This window comes from Cryobacterium sandaracinum (genome assembly GCF_004403415.1).
GTDB classification, from domain to species: domain Bacteria; phylum Actinomycetota; class Actinomycetes; order Actinomycetales; family Microbacteriaceae; genus Cryobacterium; species Cryobacterium sandaracinum.
Genome location: NZ_SOGO01000020.1, coordinates 20,260 through 38,029 on the forward strand (window position 1 = coordinate 20,260; position 17,770 = coordinate 38,029).

Annotated in this window: 16 protein-coding genes, 1 tRNA gene and 1 pseudogene; 14 read left to right on the top strand and 4 right to left on the bottom strand. The window is 63.9% G+C overall.

The features are described from left to right. Nucleotide 1 precedes the first annotated feature (1 nt). Complete coding sequence (gene cmk, locus E3T25_RS06235) at nucleotides 2–688, top strand: (d)CMP kinase (RefSeq protein ID WP_104100396.1); 687 nt, start codon at nucleotides 2–4, stop codon at nucleotides 686–688. Then, nucleotides 685–2,202, top strand: coding sequence for a ribosome biogenesis GTPase Der (gene der / locus E3T25_RS06240; RefSeq protein WP_104100397.1), 1,518 nt, complete (start codon nucleotides 685–687; stop codon nucleotides 2,200–2,202). Before cmk ends, der begins: the two co-directional genes overlap by 4 nt. Before the next feature lie 82 nt (nucleotides 2,203–2,284). On the opposite strand, the gene E3T25_RS06245 is transcribed toward der, so the two are convergent. Continuing rightward, the gene (locus tag E3T25_RS06245; protein WP_134373102.1) at nucleotides 2,285–2,755 is read right to left on the bottom strand and encodes a hypothetical protein; all 471 of its coding nucleotides are present in this window, start codon (nucleotides 2,753–2,755) and stop codon (nucleotides 2,285–2,287) included. A gap of 174 nt (nucleotides 2,756–2,929) precedes the next feature. Here E3T25_RS06245 and E3T25_RS06250 point away from each other — a divergent pair. The 5 genes from E3T25_RS06250 (at nucleotide 2,930) to E3T25_RS17360 (ending at nucleotide 6,536) form a co-directional block, all read left to right on the top strand. After that, nucleotides 2,930–3,006: transfer RNA gene (locus tag E3T25_RS06250), tRNA-Pro, on the top strand. Between the two features lie 177 nt (nucleotides 3,007–3,183). Next, nucleotides 3,184–3,447, top strand: a complete 264-nt coding sequence (locus E3T25_RS06255) for a helix-turn-helix domain-containing protein (RefSeq protein ID WP_134373105.1) — start codon at nucleotides 3,184–3,186, stop codon at nucleotides 3,445–3,447. 21 nt (nucleotides 3,448–3,468) lie between these two features. Further along, a complete protein-coding gene (locus tag E3T25_RS06260; protein ID WP_241980683.1) occupies nucleotides 3,469–4,641 on the top strand; it encodes a tyrosine-type recombinase/integrase in 1,173 nt (390 codons plus the stop codon). 336 nt (nucleotides 4,642–4,977) lie between these two features. After that, entirely contained in the window at nucleotides 4,978–5,862 is an 885-nt protein-coding gene (locus E3T25_RS06265) for a pentapeptide repeat-containing protein (protein WP_241980687.1), read from the top strand. Between the two features lie 455 nt (nucleotides 5,863–6,317). Further along, nucleotides 6,318–6,536 carry a tyrosine-type recombinase/integrase gene (locus E3T25_RS17360; protein ID WP_233194054.1) on the top strand — a complete coding sequence of 73 codons (219 nt, stop codon included), beginning with the start codon at nucleotides 6,318–6,320 and terminating at the stop codon, nucleotides 6,534–6,536. A 596-nt stretch (nucleotides 6,537–7,132) separates the two neighbouring features. Here E3T25_RS17360 and E3T25_RS06275 read toward each other — a convergent pair. The 3 genes from E3T25_RS06275 to E3T25_RS17670 form a co-directional block, all read right to left on the bottom strand. Continuing rightward, nucleotides 7,133–8,857 carry a formate--tetrahydrofolate ligase gene (locus E3T25_RS06275; RefSeq protein ID WP_198415641.1) on the bottom strand — a complete coding sequence of 575 codons (1,725 nt, stop codon included), beginning with the start codon at nucleotides 8,855–8,857 and terminating at the stop codon, nucleotides 7,133–7,135. A 229-nt stretch (nucleotides 8,858–9,086) separates the two neighbouring features. Further along, complete coding sequence (locus E3T25_RS06280) at nucleotides 9,087–10,988, bottom strand: ABC transporter ATP-binding protein (RefSeq protein ID WP_134373114.1); 1,902 nt, start codon at nucleotides 10,986–10,988, stop codon at nucleotides 9,087–9,089. A 31-nt stretch (nucleotides 10,989–11,019) separates the two neighbouring features. After that, on the bottom strand, nucleotides 11,020–11,145 hold the full coding sequence (locus E3T25_RS17670; RefSeq protein ID WP_255408687.1) for a hypothetical protein: 126 nt from the start codon (nucleotides 11,143–11,145) through the stop codon (nucleotides 11,020–11,022). 173 nt (nucleotides 11,146–11,318) lie between these two features. Here E3T25_RS17670 and E3T25_RS06285 point away from each other — a divergent pair, with 173 nt between their 5' ends. The 7 genes and pseudogenes from E3T25_RS06285 to E3T25_RS06315 all read left to right on the top strand — a co-directional run bounded on the left by E3T25_RS06285 (nucleotide 11,319) and on the right by E3T25_RS06315 (nucleotide 17,720). Continuing rightward, nucleotides 11,319–11,963 (top strand): helix-turn-helix domain-containing protein, encoded by a 645-nt coding sequence (locus E3T25_RS06285; protein WP_104194499.1) that lies wholly within the window; start codon nucleotides 11,319–11,321, stop codon nucleotides 11,961–11,963. Continuing rightward, nucleotides 11,960–12,688, top strand: coding sequence for a hypothetical protein (locus E3T25_RS06290; RefSeq protein ID WP_134373117.1), 729 nt, complete (start codon nucleotides 11,960–11,962; stop codon nucleotides 12,686–12,688). The genes E3T25_RS06285 and E3T25_RS06290 overlap by 4 nt, the downstream gene beginning before the upstream one ends. Before the next feature lie 81 nt (nucleotides 12,689–12,769). Continuing rightward, nucleotides 12,770–12,913: pseudogene (locus E3T25_RS17675) on the top strand (FAD-dependent oxidoreductase); the annotation flags it as partial. A gap of 128 nt (nucleotides 12,914–13,041) precedes the next feature. Further along, nucleotides 13,042–14,292, top strand: coding sequence for an ROK family transcriptional regulator (locus tag E3T25_RS06300; protein WP_241980685.1), 1,251 nt, complete (start codon nucleotides 13,042–13,044; stop codon nucleotides 14,290–14,292). Between the two features lie 164 nt (nucleotides 14,293–14,456). Further along, nucleotides 14,457–15,827: an extracellular solute-binding protein gene (locus tag E3T25_RS06305; RefSeq protein ID WP_134373120.1), complete on the top strand. Its 1,371-nt coding sequence runs from the start codon at nucleotides 14,457–14,459 to the stop codon at nucleotides 15,825–15,827. 54 nt (nucleotides 15,828–15,881) lie between these two features. Further along, entirely contained in the window at nucleotides 15,882–16,832 is a 951-nt protein-coding gene (locus E3T25_RS06310) for a carbohydrate ABC transporter permease (protein WP_420898231.1), read from the top strand. 3 nt (nucleotides 16,833–16,835) lie between these two features. Then, nucleotides 16,836–17,720: a carbohydrate ABC transporter permease gene (locus E3T25_RS06315; protein WP_134373123.1), complete on the top strand. Its 885-nt coding sequence runs from the start codon at nucleotides 16,836–16,838 to the stop codon at nucleotides 17,718–17,720. Nucleotides 17,721–17,770 lie beyond the last annotated feature (50 nt).

Genomic DNA, 17,770 nt, shown 5'->3' on the forward strand with positions numbered 1-17,770 from the left:
CATGGGTCGTCACTCAAGCCCCCACATCGTCGCCATCGACGGGCCGGCCGGCAGCGGCAAGTCCAGCGTCAGCCGCGCCGCCGCCAGGCGCATCGGCTTCGACTACCTCGACACGGGCGCCGCGTACCGGGCCTTCGCCTGGTTCGTCAGCGACCGGGGCATCGACCCGGAGCACACCGACGCCGTTGTGGCCGCCCTGGGCGACTTCGACTACTCCATCGGCATCGCCCCCGACGAGCACGTCGTTCGGGTCGGCCGGGCGGATGTCACCGACGCGATCCGCGACCCCGCCGTCTCCGCCATCGTCAGCTCCGTGGCCCGCATCCCGGAGGTGCGCACGCACCTGACGGAGCTGTTTCGCGCCATCGCGGCAAGCTCCAAGCGCACCGGAATCGTGATCGAGGGCCGGGACATCACCACTGTGGTCGCTCCCACCGCCGAGATCCGCATACTGCTCACGGCTTCCGAGGAGGCTAGAATGGCTAGGCGCTCTGCGGAAATATCGACCCAATCGGCTGAAACCGTGGCGGAGCAGCTGCGATCGAGGGATCGCGCTGACTCACAGGTTGTCGAATTCATGAGCGCCGCAGACGGTGTGACCACCGTCGACTCCACCCATCTCGACTTCGAACAGACCATTGACGCGGTCCTCGACGTCATCAATACCTACCGCGAGGCCATCGCATGACCAACAACAACGACTTCGACGACACGATCCCCGACCCCGACACCGAACTGGTGACGCGCCTGGACGATCTCGACGACGACCTGGTGACGCAGCGCGCCGCCGCCCTCCGCACCGGATTGAACGAGTACGACCTCGCGGACGAGGACTTCGACGTTCTTGACACGGTGACGGAAGACCCCGACGCCATCCAGTACCTGCCGGCCCTGCCGGTCATCGCCATCGTCGGCCGCCCGAACGTGGGCAAGTCCGCGCTCGTGAACCGCATCCTCGGCCGCCGCGAGGCCGTCGTGGAGGACACCCCCGGCGTGACCCGCGACCGCGTGACGTATAAGGGTGAATGGCACGAACGCCGCTTCAGCCTCGTCGACACCGGCGGCTGGGAGCCCGACGCCAAGGGCATCGACGCATCCGTCGCCGCCCAGGCCGAACTGGCCATCGAACTCTGCGACGTCGTCATGTTCGTCGTCGACGCCAACGTGGGACCGACCTCCACCGACGAGGCCGTCGTGCGCCTGCTGCGCAAGGCCGGCAAGCCCGTCTTCCTCGTCGCCAACAAGGTCGACGACATCCGCCAGGAGCCTGAGGCCGCGAGCCTCTGGGCGCTCGGCCTCGGCCAGCCCTGGCCCGTCTCGGCCCTGCACGGCCGCGGCGTCGCCGACCTGCTCGACGCGATCCTTGAGGAACTCCCCGAGATCTCCGCCGTCGCCAAACAGGAAGTCGGCGGACCACGCCGCGTCGCGATCCTCGGCCGACCGAACGTGGGCAAGTCGAGTCTTCTGAACAAGGTCGTCGGCGAGGAGCGCGTTGTTGTCAACGAGCTCGCCGGAACCACGCGCGACCCCGTCGACGAGCAGGTCGAGCTCGGCGGCAGGGTGTGGCGCTTTGTCGACACGGCCGGCATCCGTCGTCGCGTGCACCTCTCGCAGGGCGCCGACTTCTACGCTTCACTGCGCACCAGCGCCGCACTGGAAAAGGCCGAGGTGGCCGTGGTCCTGATCGACGTGACCGAGGTGATCAGCGAGCAGGACGTGCGCGTGATCGACCTGGTGCTCGAATCCGGTCGCGCCCTCGTGCTGGCATTCAACAAGTGGGACCAGATCGACGACGACCGTCGCCGCTACCTAGAACGTGAAATCGAGCAGGACCTGGCGCACGTCTCCTGGGCTCCGCGCGTGAACATCTCGGCCAAGACCGGGCGCCACATGGAGAAGCTCGTTCCGGCCCTCGAGACCGCTCTCGAAGCCTGGGACACCCGCATCGCCACCGGCAAGTTCAACGCGTTCCTCGCCGAGCTGGCCGCGTCGCACCCGCACCCCGTGCGCAGCGGCAAGCAGCCGCGCATCCTGTTCGGCACCCAGGCCTCCAGCCGCCCGCCGACCTTCGTCATCTTCACCACCGGGTTCCTCGACCCGGGCTACCGTCGCTACATCCAGCGTCGCCTGCGCGAGGTCTACGGCTTCGAGGGAAGCCCGATCAACATCAGCATGCGCGTGCGCGAGAAGCGCAAGCGCTAGCCGCTCCGCGCTGAACGTTCTGCACGAAACAAGGCCTCGAGCTGGAGATATTCCATCTCCCGCTCGTGGCCTTTTCGGTCGTTTAAGCCACCAGCTCCATTACGACCCATTCTTTCCGCACCCGCGCCGCGGGCCTGGGCGACAGCCGCGCACAGCAGCGCCGCCGCAACTCCGCGCCGCCGATTCCGACCCGCGCCACGAAGCATGTGACCGGCCACACGGATGCGTCGTCAGGCTTCTGCCGTTTGCCCACGGTGACCACCGTCGCCCGTTGCAGCCGCGAATACGCCGGCTTCGGCTCAACCGCGCACCAACCGACCGGCTCTCCGTCGCGAAACGCGATGACGCCCGGCCCGGGCGCGCTGGCCTGCACCTGCTCCCGCAGCATCCCGGCGCACGCTTGCGCTGTAGCGTTCTGGAACTCCCGGTTCGGTAGCTTGAAGTACTGGCACCAGCATCGTGCCGCGTCGTCGCGGGTGGCGAACACCTGGCTCACGTCTCCCCGCAGCACGGATGCGGCGGCTTCGATCCTGATCTCGCTGTCTGCCGGCATGCGCTCACGCTCCGCCCGCGCCGTCGCTGTGTCACTGCATCGGTCGCCCGTGCTCGGTTCAGCACCGCGACTTTCCCTCCGCGGCCCAGACGGTGCGCGAGTGGTTCCCAGACGCGGTAAGATATTCAAGTTGTCTCCTGCTGGTTCTGTTCGCTGGAATCGTTGCAGGAGCGGCGGGCTGTGGCGCAGCTTGGTAGCGCACTTGACTGGGGGTCAAGGGGTCGCAGGTTCAAATCCTGTCAGCCCGACCAAATGTCCCGGAAACTCAAGGGTTTCCGGGACTTTTTTGGTTAGAGATTTGACTTCCCCATCACAAACCCATCTTTTACTCCTCTCTGGAGCCGCTGAGACGGCCTTCCCATCCGGGGCGGCGACGTCGTTCTCGGTCCAGCCCGGTCGTCCGGGATTGCGGTGCGCACCTTCTGGGTATGAGCATCCACGACGACTACCCAATCTCCTCCTCTACCCCCTCCACCGACGCGTGGGGCCTGGAACCCCTGATCGACATCAACGAGCTGGCGACTTACCTGGGCATCCCGATCTCCACGGTCTACGACTGGCGTGTGCGGGGCAAAGGTCCAACGGCCTACCGGTTCGGCAAGCATCTGAAGTTCGCCATCTCCGATGTGCGGGCCTGGATTGCCGAGCAGCGGGAGCCATCCAGCCCGCCGCGGCGCACCGATCGGCGGTGAGCTGAAGTGTCGCGGCCACGGTTGACGATCAGTACCTTCGGCGATATCACCATCCGGGTGGCGCCGTCCGGCCGATTTGAGGCGCGGACCCGCTACCGGGACTGGGACGGCCAGACACGCCAGGTTCAGGCCACCGGAGACACCGCCAGGGCGGCTGAACGATCGCTGAAGAGCAAGCTCGCGACGAGATACCTGCAGCAGCCGACGAACACGTCGCTGACGCCGGACAGCTCGTTCGAGGACTTGGCGACGTACTGGCTTGAGGACATCGACATGGAGAATCGAATCTCGAGGACGACGCGGAATCTGTACGAGCGCAACATGCGCACGCTCGTGCTCCTGGTGTTCCGCAGTCTCACGCTGCGAGAGATTGGTGTCGCTCGCTGCGATCATTTCATCAAGCAGCTGGCGAAGCTCTCCCACAGCCGGGCCAAGCAAGGTCGTGCCGTTCTGCGGCTGGCGCTGGAGTTGGCAGTGCGGCATGAGATTCTCCCGAGCAATCCGATGGACCACGTGTCCCGCCTGTACCGCGAACCGCATCTCCCCGATGCGCTCACGGCCCCCGAGGTGAACGTAATCCGCGCGGCGATCGCCCAGTGGGAGAGCGCCGCCGATCACATCTCCGGCCCCAAGCCCGACGGGCAACTGGGTGCGATCATCGAGGTCATGCTCGGCACCTCAGCCCGAATCGGCGAGGTGCTGGCCATCCGCCGCCGGGACATCGACATCACCAGCGCCATACCGTCCATACGCCTGGCCGGCACCATTATCAGCCGCAACGGCGAACAGACCTTCCGGCAGGACCACCCCAAAACCGCCGAGTCGCGTCGCGTTGTGGCACTACCCACGTTCACCGCCGACGCGGTTCGCCGGCGTCTTGCCAATGCCGGGAGCATGGGCCTGGATGATCTGCTGTTCCAGTCCCGGGACGGTACCCCTTTAACCACCGCGAACGTGCGTCGTCAATTGCGTCACGTGCTCGGGGGAGCGGGAATCGAGGGTGTGACCCCGCACATGTTCCACCGCACGGTCGCGACCGCGGTCAACGCCAACGCCAACATCGAACTCGCCGCAGAGCTGCTCGGCCACACGGACACGAAGATCACGGTGCAGCACTACATCCAACGGAGCGAGCTGGTGAACCCGGCGACCGCGGCTCTCCTCGACAGAGCATTCGCAAAAGACGAGGACTAAACGCGGTGCTGCCACCGAGGCGGCTCCCTCTCATCTGGGGTTCTGCGTGCCTCATGCTCGAGTTCGTCATCGCACGGGTGGGGCGCCCGGAACTGGATGCGGAGCCGAGCTGATCGAGGTCGTACCGATGGACCAAATCAAGACGCGTCAGCGCGATCTGACTTGGGGGTGGATGTCGTCGCTTGAAGAGTACGACCCATCGCGCACCTGTGCATGCGCTTGTATATTCGAGCGCAACTTGGTATCAGTTGCATCAATGATGCCGGCTTCGATTTATCGGCGACTTCAAAGAGTCGCCGGGCGACGTGAGAGGGCATGGTGGCGGTGGTGAAGCGGATGCTGAAAGCCGATGATTCGAAGTGGTGGGTGAGGGATCTTGTTATAGCCTTCACGGTAGCAATTTTGGTTGGCGGCCTGTCGCTACTGGGGCAGAAATTGATTGACGACGAACGAGCATTGCGGGATGCGCGGGTCGAGAACCTTCGCTTCATTAGGGATATTTCTGTCTCGGCCACGTTGGCTGAAACCAGGGCGGCGGCCGACGTTGTCGACGAAGAAGCCGCGGCAGACGTTTTCGAGGCACGGAGGTATACGCCCCTCAGCGGGCTCGACCTGCAGGATCAGAACCTGGCCGGGCTAACCCTTCCGCGAGCCGATTTATCCCGTTCGATGTTGTCCGGCGTGGACTTCACAAGCGCAGATCTAACCGACGCCGACCTGAGCAATACGACGATGACCTCCGCCCGCATCGTCAGTGCGACGATGCCAGAGGCAGACATTAACTATGCAAATCTCGACGACGCCGAACTGATTAGCAGCAACTTTCGCAAGGCGCAGTTCAACCTAACCTCAGCCCGCAACTTGAATCGAGGCCTCGAGTCTTATTCGAAAAATGACTTCTCCGGCGCACAGTTCCTGGGATCGGACTTCACCGGCTCTGATTTGTCCCAGTCGGACTTCACGGCCGCTTTTTTTGATGGGACGGTTATGCGAGAGGTCAACTTGCGCGGAGCGATCTTCGCCGGCGCGCTCGTAAGGGATGTAGACCTGACTGGTTCGAATCTTGATGATGTCGATTTCAGTACCGTCGATTTCCAGGGGGTCGTGCAGCAAACGGGCGTTTGTTGGACCGAGACGACCCGATGGCCTGAAGGATCGGAGCTGCCGCCGGGCAAAGTCGACAGCTGCGATCCGCTGGCGGGGAACGCGTGGCGGCCTTAACTCTTTCGCCCTTTTGTCTTGCCCGAAGGCCAACCAGCAGCCCTCGCATTGGGCTGCTGCGCGAGAAGGTGATAGCACCTTCTGGCGATGAAAAGAACACTATCTCGCCATGGACAGCGGGGATATTCGGGAAGAGCTGAGTCCAGAAGCCGGCCACGAGCACTGCGGCAGAAGGCGACGCCGCGTCGGGCGCAGGGACGTCGATATCATGAGCGCCGTACCGTCCATCCGCCTCGCCGGGACGATTGTCAGTCGCAACGGTGAGCTGACCTTCCTGCAGGACCACCCCAAACGGCCAAATCCCGTCGCGTCGTGGCATTGCCCACGTTCACCGCCGACGCCGTTCGCCGACCGCTCGCCAAAGTCGGCAGCATGGGTCTGGATGAACTGCTGTTCCAGTCCCGGGGACGGGCACCCCGCTGACCACAGCGAACGTGCGTCGTCAGTTGTGTCACGTGCTCGGGGGAGCAGGAATCGAGGGCGTTACCCCGCACATGTTCCGCCGCACGGTTGCGACTGCGGTCAACGCCAACGCCAGCATTGAACTCGCCGCAGAGCTGCTCGGCCACATGGACACGAAGATCACGGTGGAGCACTACATTCAGCGGAGCGAGCTAATGAACCCGGCGACCGCGGCTCTCCTCGACCGGGCATTCGCAAAAGACCAGGAATAGACAGATGTCGCGAGCAGCGAGCGTCCCGTGCATAGCCGTGTGGCGCAGGCAGGTAATCATGGCCGGACTCGGTCCTTTTGTGCGGAACAGATTCGATCGAGCAGTGGTCATTGACCTGCGCTGACTAATGTGGCAGGCGCGCATGGAAGAAAGTGAGTCGTCAATCGACGGCTCCATTGTCTTCCCGTAAGAAGAACCTTCAACGTACGATGCGGTCTCGTTGGTCCAGATTGCCGGAGATCGTGGCGTGCTGCTTCTAGTCTTGCGGCATGTCGACACAGCCGCGAGAAGCAAAGAATTGCCTTCGGTCCATGCGGAATTAATTTGGCCGATACAGTCTGCATCTCTTCTGGACGATGCCGCTCGCCTTTGGTTCCGGGTGTGTGGCGGCCCGCTTGGTCGGCTTCGACGGGTGCCTCGGTGACCCTGGTGGGTTCGCGTCGTCGAGAGCCTGGGCCGCGGCAAACGTGGAACTCGGCGCAGGGATTCTCATGATCGCGGCTGTGGGGCTCACGCCTTGACTTGGATAGTTCTGGCTGCGACCGAGCGCCGGCCTTGGAACCTCCGTCCTCCGGGTGCCCGGCCGGGTCCGCCGATCAGGACAACCCGACGATCTCGCCGTTGTCGTCGATGTCGATGCGTTCGGCTGCCGGTGCGGACGAGAGACCAGGCATGGTGCGCATGTCGCCGCAGATGGGATAGATGAACCCGGCCCCGATCGACGCACGCACCTCACGCACCGGCAGTCGCCACCCGGTGGGTGCTCCCTTGATTTTGGGGTCGGCCGACAGGGACAGGTGTGTCTTGGCGATGCACACCGGCAGGCTGCCGAAGCCTGCCCGCTCGTACTTGTCGAGTTGCCGAGCTGCCAGAGGCGAGAGGTCCAAGCCGTCGGCGCCGTACATCTCGCGCGCGATCACATCGATCTTGTCGACCAAGGGAAGTTCGTCGGGATAGAGCCGGTGGAAGCTCGACGGTTCAGCGCAGGCCTCCGCAACCGCCTCGGCCAGCTCGACCGCACCCCTGCCGCCTTCGGTGAAGTGGTAGCTGACCGCCGCGCGCACACCTTCCTCTGCCGCGACGTCCATGATCGCCTGATGCTCACTGTCGTAGTCGGTGGGAAATGCGTTCACCGCAATGACCGGCGTCACTCCGTGCCGTCGGATGTTGGCGATCTGCCGGCGCAGGTTCGCTGCCCCGGCGATGACGTCGTCGGGATTCTCGGCGAGCATCTCCGGTGGCAGCGGTCGGCCGGCGACGACCCGGTACTTGTTTGAGTGAGTTTTCAGGTCACGCACGGTCGCGACGATGACGGCGGCATCCGGCGCCAGCCCGGAGGCGCGGCACTTGATATTGAAGAACTTTTCCGCGCCGATGTCTGCACCGAACCCCGCCTCGGTGATGAGGTAGTCGCCGGCATGGATGCCGATCAGATCGGCGACGACCGAGGAGTTACCGGTGGCGATGTTCCCGAACGGACCGCTGTGGACGAGCACTGGCGTCTGCTCCACGGTCTGCATCAGGTTCGGCTTGATGGCGTCCTTGAGTATCGCGGTCATGGCGCCGGCCGCCTTGAGCATCTCGGCGGTCACCGGTTCGCCGCCGCGGTTGTAGCCGACGACGATTCTTCCCATCCGTTCACGGAGATCCCGCAACGACGTGCACAGCGACAACAACGCCATCACCTCGCTGGCTGCGGAGATGTCGAAACCGGATTGGAACGGATTGCCGTCGTCAGGACCGCCGAGCCCGGTGATGATGGTGCGCAGCTCGCGATCGTTGACGTCGAGGACACGTCGCCAGGTGATCTCATGGGGGTCGAACCCGAGACGGTTTCCCTTGTGGATGTGGTTGCCGATCATCGCCGACAATAGATTGTGGGCCGCGGTAACGGCGTGCGTGTCGCCGGTCAGGTGCAGGTTCAGTGCCTCCATCGGGACCACCTGAGCGTAGCCGCCACCAGCGGCTCCGCCCTTGATGCCGAACGTCGGCCCCATCGACGGCTGCCGTATCGCGACGATCCCGAGCTTGTCGATGTGCCGGAAGCCCTGACCGAGCCCGACCGCGGTGGTCGTCTTGCCCGACCCGAGTGGAGTCGAGGTGATTGCGGTGACGACGACATACTTGGCCCGTGGACGGTCACGGAGCTCATCGATCGCATCGAGGGAGATCTTCGACGCTGCACTTCCGTGCGGTTCCAGCAGGTGTGGACCGATGCCCATGTCGGCTGCAACCTCTTCAAGCGGGCGACGGGCCGCAGCGCGCGAGATAGCGAGATCCGACGGCATGGCCGTGGTGATTGATCGAGATGGCTTGAACATGGTGCCTCCTCAGCGCCTCTGGGGCCTGGTGACCCAAGCGTACTGTCAGGCCACGGGCTCGTGCCGGCGTGGCGTGGAGCAGTTCGAATGGGGCGTGCGGTACTGCCCCGGGTCCAGTTGACTCGTTGGAGCTCGTCAGAGCCAATCAAGTCGTCATCAGTCCCCATTAAACGAAACATGATGAGACGACTTTCCGAGGCGCTCGGGGCAGGGATACCGAGCCCAGCGACTAGGTCCGGCTCAGTGCTTCCTCATCGGCCGCATCATTCTTCTGCACGGCGAATTGGGTCCGGTGCAATTCCTCGTAACGCCCACCCACAGCCAGCAGTTCCTCGTGCGTACCGCGCTCCACGATCGAGCCGTCCTCAACCACGAGGATCAGGTCTGCGCTGCGGATGGTGGAGAGGCGGTGTGCGATCACCATCGCCGTCCTTCCCTCGAGCGCCTCGCTGAGCGCCGCCTGCACGGCGGCCTCAGACGTCGAGTCCAGCGCCGCCGTCGCCTCGTCGAGGATGACGACGCGCGGCTGGGCGAGCAGGAGCCTCGCGATGGTCATCCGCTGGCGCTCGCCCCCGGACAGTCGGTAGCCGCGCTCACCGACCATGGTGTCCAGCTGGTCCGGCAGGGACCGGATGAGCGGCTCGAGCCGCGCACGGCGGACGGCGTCCCACACCTCGTCGTCGGACGCCTCCGGTCTCGCGAGGCGCAGATTGGAGAGGATGGTCTCGTGGAACAGGTGGCCGTCCTGCGTCACCATGCCCAGGGTGTGCCGCATGGAGACGAAAGTGACATCGCGGACATCCGTCCCCGCGAGGCGCACGGCGCCGCTGTCGACGTCATACAGGCGCGAGAGGAGCTGCGCAATTGTGGACTTGCCGGCACCGGACGTACCAACGAGGGCAACGGTCTGCCCCGGCTCGATCCTGAAGGACACGCCGTGCAGCACCTCCTCGCCGCCTCGGGTGTCCAGCGTGGCAACCTCCTCGAGAGAGGCGAGGGAGACTTTGTCCGCGGACGGGTAGGCGAAGCGGACGTTGTCGAACTCGACGGCCACTGGGCCTTCGGGGACGGCGACGGCGTCGGGCTTCTCCTTGATGAGCGGGTCGAGGTCCAGCACCTCGAAGACGCGCTCGAAGCTGACCACCGCGCTCATGATCTCCACCCGTGCGTTTGCGAGGCTGGTGAGCGGCGCGTAGAGGCGGGTGAGGAGGAGCGCCAGGGTGACCACGTCACCGGTATTCAGCTGGCCGGCGAGTGCGAGGAAGCCGCCGAGCCCATAGACGAGCGCGAGGGCGAGAGCGGAGACGAGCATCAGGGCGGTGAAGAAGACGAACTGCAGCATCGCGGTCCGGACACCGATGTCGCGGACGCGGGCGGCGCGGACGCGGAACTCCTCGGCCTCCTCGTCGGGCCGACCGAACAGCTTGACGAGGGTGGCGCCGGGCGCCGAGAAGCGCTCGGTCATCTGCGTGCTCATGGCGGAATTGTGATCGGCGGCCTCGCGGCGCAGCGCGGCGAGGCGGCTGCCCATGCGGCGGGCGGGTACCAGGAAGATGGGGAGCATGATCACGGCGAGAACCGTCACGAGCCAGGACGTGCTGAGCATGACGATCAGGGTGAGGATCAGCGCCACGAGGTTCGTAACCACGCCGGACAGCGTGCCGCTGAAGGCCTGCTGGGCGCCGATCACATCGTTGTTGAGGCGGCTCACGAGGGCGCCCGTCCGCGTGCGGGTGAAGAACGCGATCGGCATCTTCTGCACGTGGTTGAAGACGGAGGTGCGGAGGTCCAAAATCACGCCTTCGCCGATCCGCGCCGAGTACCAGCGCGTCACGAGTGACACGGCGGCGTCGGCCACGGCCACGAGGGCGATGACGACGGCGAGCCAAACGATCGTGGTGACCTCGCCCTGGGCGACGATGACGTCGACCACCTGGCCGGCGAGTACCGGCGTCGCGATCGCGAGGAAAGCTCCCACGATAGAGAGGGCGATGAAGATCAGCAGCTTGGACCGGTAGGGCACCGCGAACGTCATGATCCGCCGCACGGACTCACGGGAGAAGCCGCGCTTGCCGTCCCTGGCGGTCGAGATCTTGTGCAGCGAGCTCCAGGCCGCGCCTTCCATGCTCATTGAGGTTCCTTCCGTGGGTACCAAACTCAGTTTAGATGGCGACTTGCCCGAGCTTGGCGACGCTGCTGCCGAGGTGACGCGCGGTGCGCCGGTCAGCGTCATGGACCGCGTCGGGTCCGCGGTCATTCCACGACTGTGCGCCGGTTCCCCCCGTCATGACCCAGAAACCTCGTGTGACAGGACTGCACAGGGGCTTGGCGGACCAGGGCGCGACGGAGGTGGTCGCGCTGCGGGGCCGTCAGTTGGGCCGTCCCTCATCTGGACGAGCCTGACACATTCATTTGGTGCTGTCGCTTGTCACAAGAGTTTCAGCGGTTGTACCCTTGTAACATGTTGAGTGTAAAAGAGTACGCCGCCCGCCAGGACATCTCTGTCGCGCGCGTGCACCAGCTGATCCGCGAGGGCAAGGTCGATGCCGAGAAGATCGGCTCAAGCTGGGGAATCGACGAGTCGGAGCTCCGTCGACAGCCTCCGCTCTCCCGCCCGCTGAGCCCGGCCAACTCATGGTCGCTCATCGCTCTGCTGTCGGGCGTCGAACCCGAGAACATGGAGGCGAAGGCTCGCTGGCTCCTGAACCGCAAGTGCGCTGCCCTGGCAGAAAGCAATGCGCCGGCCCTCCTCCTTGCCAGCTGGCTCCGGAATCGCGCACCGGTCCGTGCCTTGCACGCGAACGCCGATGATCTCGGTGACCTCCGCAGCGACAAGCGAATAGTCCTCTCCGGAATCAGTGACGACCGCGCGGGGCTTAGCAGCGAACATGAGGTTGAAGCGTATGTTGACCCCGAGATCGCCCAGCAGCTCATCAACGAGTACCTGTTGGTGAAGGCGAAGAATGCGAATGTCTGGCTCCACCTGGCTCGTGTCCAAGCTGACGCCGACGGGCGAGCGCCGCTGGGCCTTGTCCTCGCTGACCTCGCCGACCACGCCGGGCCACGCGAAAGTCAGCGGATCAAGGAACTGCTGAGCAACCGATGACCGTCATCGACATGCCGGTACTCGGTCAGCGGTCCTCGCTGGCTTGGCACGCCCTTTTCGACCTATCCGAGAAGGTGCCGAATAACTGGTGCCTGGTTGGCGGCCAGATGGTGCACCTCTGGTGCGTCGAACGCGACACTACGCCGAATCGGCCGACCGACGACGCGGATGCTGTTTTGGATGTGCGCGCGCAGCCGACCATCCTCCATCAGGTCACCAAGGCCCTCGTTGACATCGGATTCGAGTCCGCCGGTGAAAGCCCAGAAGGCCATCAGCACCGGTGGACCCGCGGCGATGCCACCATCGACCTCCTCATCGCAGAGCACGTCCGTGGGAAGGCCGCAGCACGACGAGGAGTCACAGGCGGCACCACCCTGGAAGCCCGAGGATCCAACCAAGGAATCGACCGAGCCGAGCTGGTCGCCGTCAACCATGACGGGCGCCAGGCCCAGATCTGGCGGCCGAACCTGCTCGGAGCACTCGTCCTCAAAGCTGCCGCATTCACCGCACCGCTTGACCAGGGCGTCAAGCGGCATCTCATAGATTTCGCCGTCCTCAGCACCCTGGTCACCCGTGGAGACCAGCTGGCCGTGCAGATGAGCAAGCGGGACCGCCAGCTGCTCGGTAACGCGATCGGGGCCATCCGCATAGATGGGACAATCATCCCCGTCATCGACGGGGCTGACCTCGGAATCGAACGGCTGACCATCGCGCTGAACGCGTAGCAGCGAGGCCGGTGGCCGGATGGCAGACTCAGACGCTTCGGCCATGGCGTTGTCGTAACTGTCGCCCGTGGAGCTGGCCTTGCTGGGTTGAGCGCTGCCCGGGACCTGATGAACGCCGGGTCGGATGTTGTTGTGTTGGAGGCTCGCGCGCGGCCCGGCGGGCGGGTCGAGCAAACCAGGACTGCCGCTGGCCGCGTCGTGCAATTCGGCGGCCAGTGGCGGCATCCAGATGGCCCCCTACGGCCAGCTACTAACATCGAGTTCATGCCGACCAATAGAGACTGCGCTCTGCTCAACAAGGCTGAGAAGCTTCTCGTCATCGAAGATCTGCGTCGACGCGTTAACGTCGTGACATGAGCGACCAGAAGGACGTGACGGCGCGTCGGGGTACGAACCTCCCGGCGATGGCCGATTTCAATCAGTCGGTTATTCTCGACGCCATCCGTCGATCCGCCACCGGCCTGAGTCGCGTCGAGCTCGTGACTGCTACCGGGCTTTCTCCCCAGACCATTTCAAACATCACCAGGCGCCTGCTTGACAGCGGGTTCATCGAGGAAGCCGGCAAGGCGGGCACGGGGCCCGGTAAACCCCGCACGATGTTGCGGCTCAATCCCGGCGGGCGCTACGCGCTCGGAGTTCACGTCGATCCGACGGTCGTGACCTTCGTAATGCTTGATCTCACCGGCAGCGTCGTGAGACGGTCGAGTTTTCCGACCCCAGCGGTGATGGACCCGACCCTCATCATCGAACGGATCGTCGAGGCGCTCGAGCAGCTAATCGACGACTCAGGAGTGCCGCGGGAACGGATCGGCGGGGTAGGCATTGCGGCCCCCGGGCCGATCGACAATGTGCTGGGTACGGTGGTCGACCCGCCGCACCTGGTCGGATGGCATCGGGTTCCGCTGCGGGACGCGCTCCAGTCGGGCGTCGGGCTTCCCTCGATCCTCGACAAGGACGTAACCGCGTCGGCGATCGCCGAGATGTGGGCCGGTGGGGAATCCGGATTGGGCAGCTTTGCCTTCTTCTACCTTGGCACCGGCATCGGGGTCGGTCTCGTAATGCACGACGAAGTAGTCCGGGGAAGCTCCGGAAACGCAGGAGAGGTCGGGCACATCGTCACCGATCCAGCAGGCCCGAAGTGCTTGTGTGGGTTGCGCGGGTGCATCACTGTGACCTGTACGCCCCAGGCACTCGTCCAGGAAGCAGAGCGCTTGGGCGTCCTCGACGATGCTTGGGGCGCCAACGACACTCGCACTGTCGATTCGCGGTTCACGGAGCTGTGTGCGGCCGCTGAGGCGGGCAACGCGACCGCGATCGAGATCGTGGAGCGCTCAGCCGTACGGATGTCGAAAGCGGTGGCTATCATCGCGAACCTACTCGACGTCGATCGCGTGGTATTCGGCGGCCCGTTCTGGGCACGCCTTTCAGGATATTACCTCCGCAGGATCCCCGAGTTGCTCGAAGAGCTCCGCGCCACGCGAAGCATCCACCGAATCTCAGTGGCGGGATCAACGGTGGGGGAGGACGTAGGGGCGATTGGGGCAGCCTGCCTGGTGCTGGATCGCGCACTCGCTCCGAATCCCAGAGCGCTCCTTCTGTCCTGAGCGAGTGCGGAACTCGGCAAGACACGCCCGGTCAAACCTTGATGCTGGTTTATCTAATCGATGTACTATTAGATCGAGGCACGGCAGCGAGGCATCCTCTTCTCTCCAGTGCGTCGGCACCACATTCCGCATGACCATCTGTACTTGGAGCAAAGGGGAGCACCATGAAGAAAAGAGCAGCAATCGCCCTATCGGCATTCGCGATCGGCGGACTGGTAGCACTCACCGGATGCACGGCCGGATCGGCGCCATCCGAGGGCGAAGACAAGGTCCTCAAGGTCGCCTACATCAAGACCGACGCCTTCACCGCTCTCGACACGCTTTTCACAACCGCCAAGGCGGACTTCGAGGCCGCCAACGAGGGCGTGACCGTCGAATTGCAGCCCATCGCAGCAACAGATGACGACTACAAAACCAAACTCGCCCTCTCACAGCGCTCGGCCGAGACCGCACCGGACATCTTCTACGAAGACACCAATGCGTTGCGAGCGGACGCGGATGCCGGGTACCTCCTCAACCTGGATGAGTACGTCTCCGAGTGGGAGGACTGGGACCAGTTCACCGACGCCGCCAAGGTGGCAGGCGAGGGCGACGACGGAAGCATCTATGCCGTCTCCCTCGGTACCGATACTCGTGCGATCTGGTACAGCAAGCCCGTCTTCGAGGCGGCCGGAATCGCTCTCCCTTGGGAGCCGAAGAGCTGGGACGACGTCATGGAGGCCGCACGCCAGATCAAGGCGAGCAGTCCTGACGTCGTGCCGTTCAACTTCTACGCTGGAACAGGCACCGGCGAGGGCTCGAACATGCAGGGCTTCTACCAACTCCTCTATGGCACCGAACTCGGGGGAGATTCGCTCTACGACTCGAAAACCTCGAAGTGGGTCACTGGCTCGCAGGGGTTCATCGACTCCCTCACCTTCGTCGACGAGCTCTACTCCGAGGAACTCGCTCTGACTCCGGCACAGGCGCTCGATCCCAACATCTGGAAGAGCATCTTCGGGGAAATGTTCCCAAACGCGACTCTCGGCGCAACGATCGAGGGCTCCTACACGCCTTCGTTCTGGCAGACCGGTGGCTCTTACGAGTGGCCCGAGTACGTCGACGACATGGGCGCAACGGTGTTCCCGACCCAGAACGGCCAGAAGCCGGGCGGCGTTAGCATGTCAGGCGGCTGGACACTCGCAGTCGGAGCTAAAACTGCCGACCCGCAGCTTGCCTTCGACTTCATGGCGATGGCGCTGAGCAAGGACAATGCACTCGCATACGACAACGAGAACTCGCAGATTGCCGTTCGCAAGGATGTCGCCGCCGACGAGAGCTACATTGCCGCCAACCCCTTCGTCCAGACCGTCACCGACATCGTCGAGGTGACGAACTTCCGTCCGGCGACGGCTGACTACAACCAGATCTCAGCCGAGGTCCAGAAGGCCAACGAGGCAGTCATCACCGACAAGGCAACTCCCGAGGAAGCGGCCGCAGCCTACGACAAGGCAATCGAAGAGATCGTCGGTGCCGAGGGCGTCATCCAGAAGTAGCAGTACCGAGACACCCAGGTGCGCGCCCACAGATAAAACGGGAACAGGAACACAGTGACTGCAGAAGTGCTCGCACCGCAGGACACACACGTGCGGCGGCCGGAACCGAACTCGGGTTCCCGCCGCCGCCGGGTGCGCGGAATTGTCAAGGCCGTGCGGATGATCCCGCTCGTGCCGGCGATTCTCATCATGATCACGTTTCTCGCCGGACCGATCATCTGGTCGGTTTACGGGTCGTTCACGAATGCGTCGCTCACCGGTGTCAACGCGAGCAACCCCCAGTGGATCGGCTTCGACAACTACGTCAAGCTCGTCAACGATCCCGTTTTTCCCCTCTCGCTCTGGCTGACCGCGATCTTCACTTTCGGCTCCGCTGTGATCTCACAGAACATCCTTGGCCTTGGTCTCGCGCTTCTCATGCACAAGGCCAATAAGAAGGTAACCTCTTCCGTCGGCACGATCATCGTCGCCGCGTGGATCCTGCCCGAGATCGTCGCCGCCTTCGTCTGCTACGCCTACTTCAGTGCTGACGGCACCCTCAACCAGGTTTTGGCGAACTTCGGTATGACCGGCCCCAACTGGCTGTATAGCTTCCCCATGTTCGCGATCATCCTGGCGAACCTGTGGCGTGGCACGGCGTTCTCGATGATGGTCTACCAGGCCGCCCTCAACGACGTACCGCCGGAGATTACCGAGGCGGCAATGATCGACGGAGCCGGCGGCTCCAAGCGCCTCTTTCTCGTGACCATTCCCATGATCAAGAACACGATCGTGACGAACACCATGCTCATCAGCTTGCTCACATTGTCGGTCTTCACCCTCATCTACGTGATGACCGCGGGAGGGCCCGGCAACGACAGCACAACGTTGCCGATCCTCGCTTACAAAGAGGCATTCCGATTCAGCAACATCGGCTATGGCACAGCCATCGCCACCGTCATGCTCATCATCGGCGCGATCTTCTCCGTCGTCTACATTCGGGCACTGCGTCCGCAGAAGGATTAGCCGATGTCAGTCATCGCCGCACCGCCCGAGGCCCGGAAGTCCGATCGGCCCGTCTCGGTAGCCTCCCCCAAGAAGAGCGTGATCGGGTTCCTCGCCAATGCCGTTCTCGTCCTGATCGGCGCCTGTTTTCTTCTTCCCCTGTGCTGGCTCATCTTCGCGTCCGTCGACAACAAGGCCACCTACCAGACCAAGTTTCCTGAAGAGTTCTCGCTGGACAACTTCGCGGCTGTTCTCACTCCCGAACTCACGTTCCTTCCGCTGTGGAATAGCCTGATCATTTCCGTCGGTACGGCAGGTATCACGATCGTCGCCGCGCTGCTCGCGGCCTATCCGCTGTCCCGCTACCAGGCGAGATTCAACAAGCCGTTCATGTACGGGGTGCTGTTCGCGACCGGGCTGCCGATCACGGCAATCATGGTGCCGGTCTACAGCCTTTTCGTCCAGTTCAATCTGCTGGACTCGATCCCGGGCACGATCCTTTTCATGGCCGCTTCGTCTCTGCCGATCGCGATCTTCATGACCAAGAACTTCATGGATTCGGTGCCGATCACCCTCGAGGAAGCAGCTTGGATCGACGGCGCATCGGCGATGGGAGCCCTGCGCCTGATCGTGGTTCCCTTGATGAGACCGGGCATCGCCGTGGTCGCTATCTTCGTCTTCTTTCAGGCCTGGGGCAACTTCTTCGTGCCGTTCATCCTGCTCCTCTCGCCGAGCAAGCAACCCGCCGCGATCAGCATCTACAGCTTCTTCGGCCAGTACGGCGCGATCGCCTACGGACAACTCGCAGCGTTTTCGCTGGTCTATGCGGTGCCCGCCATCGTTCTGTACGTTCTCGTGTCCCGCGGCATCGGCGGCTCGTTCGCCCTCGCGGGCGCAGTCAAGGGATAACTCACCATCACGCCTCGCCGCGCGGCGAGGACCATCGCGGGCTAAGGAGC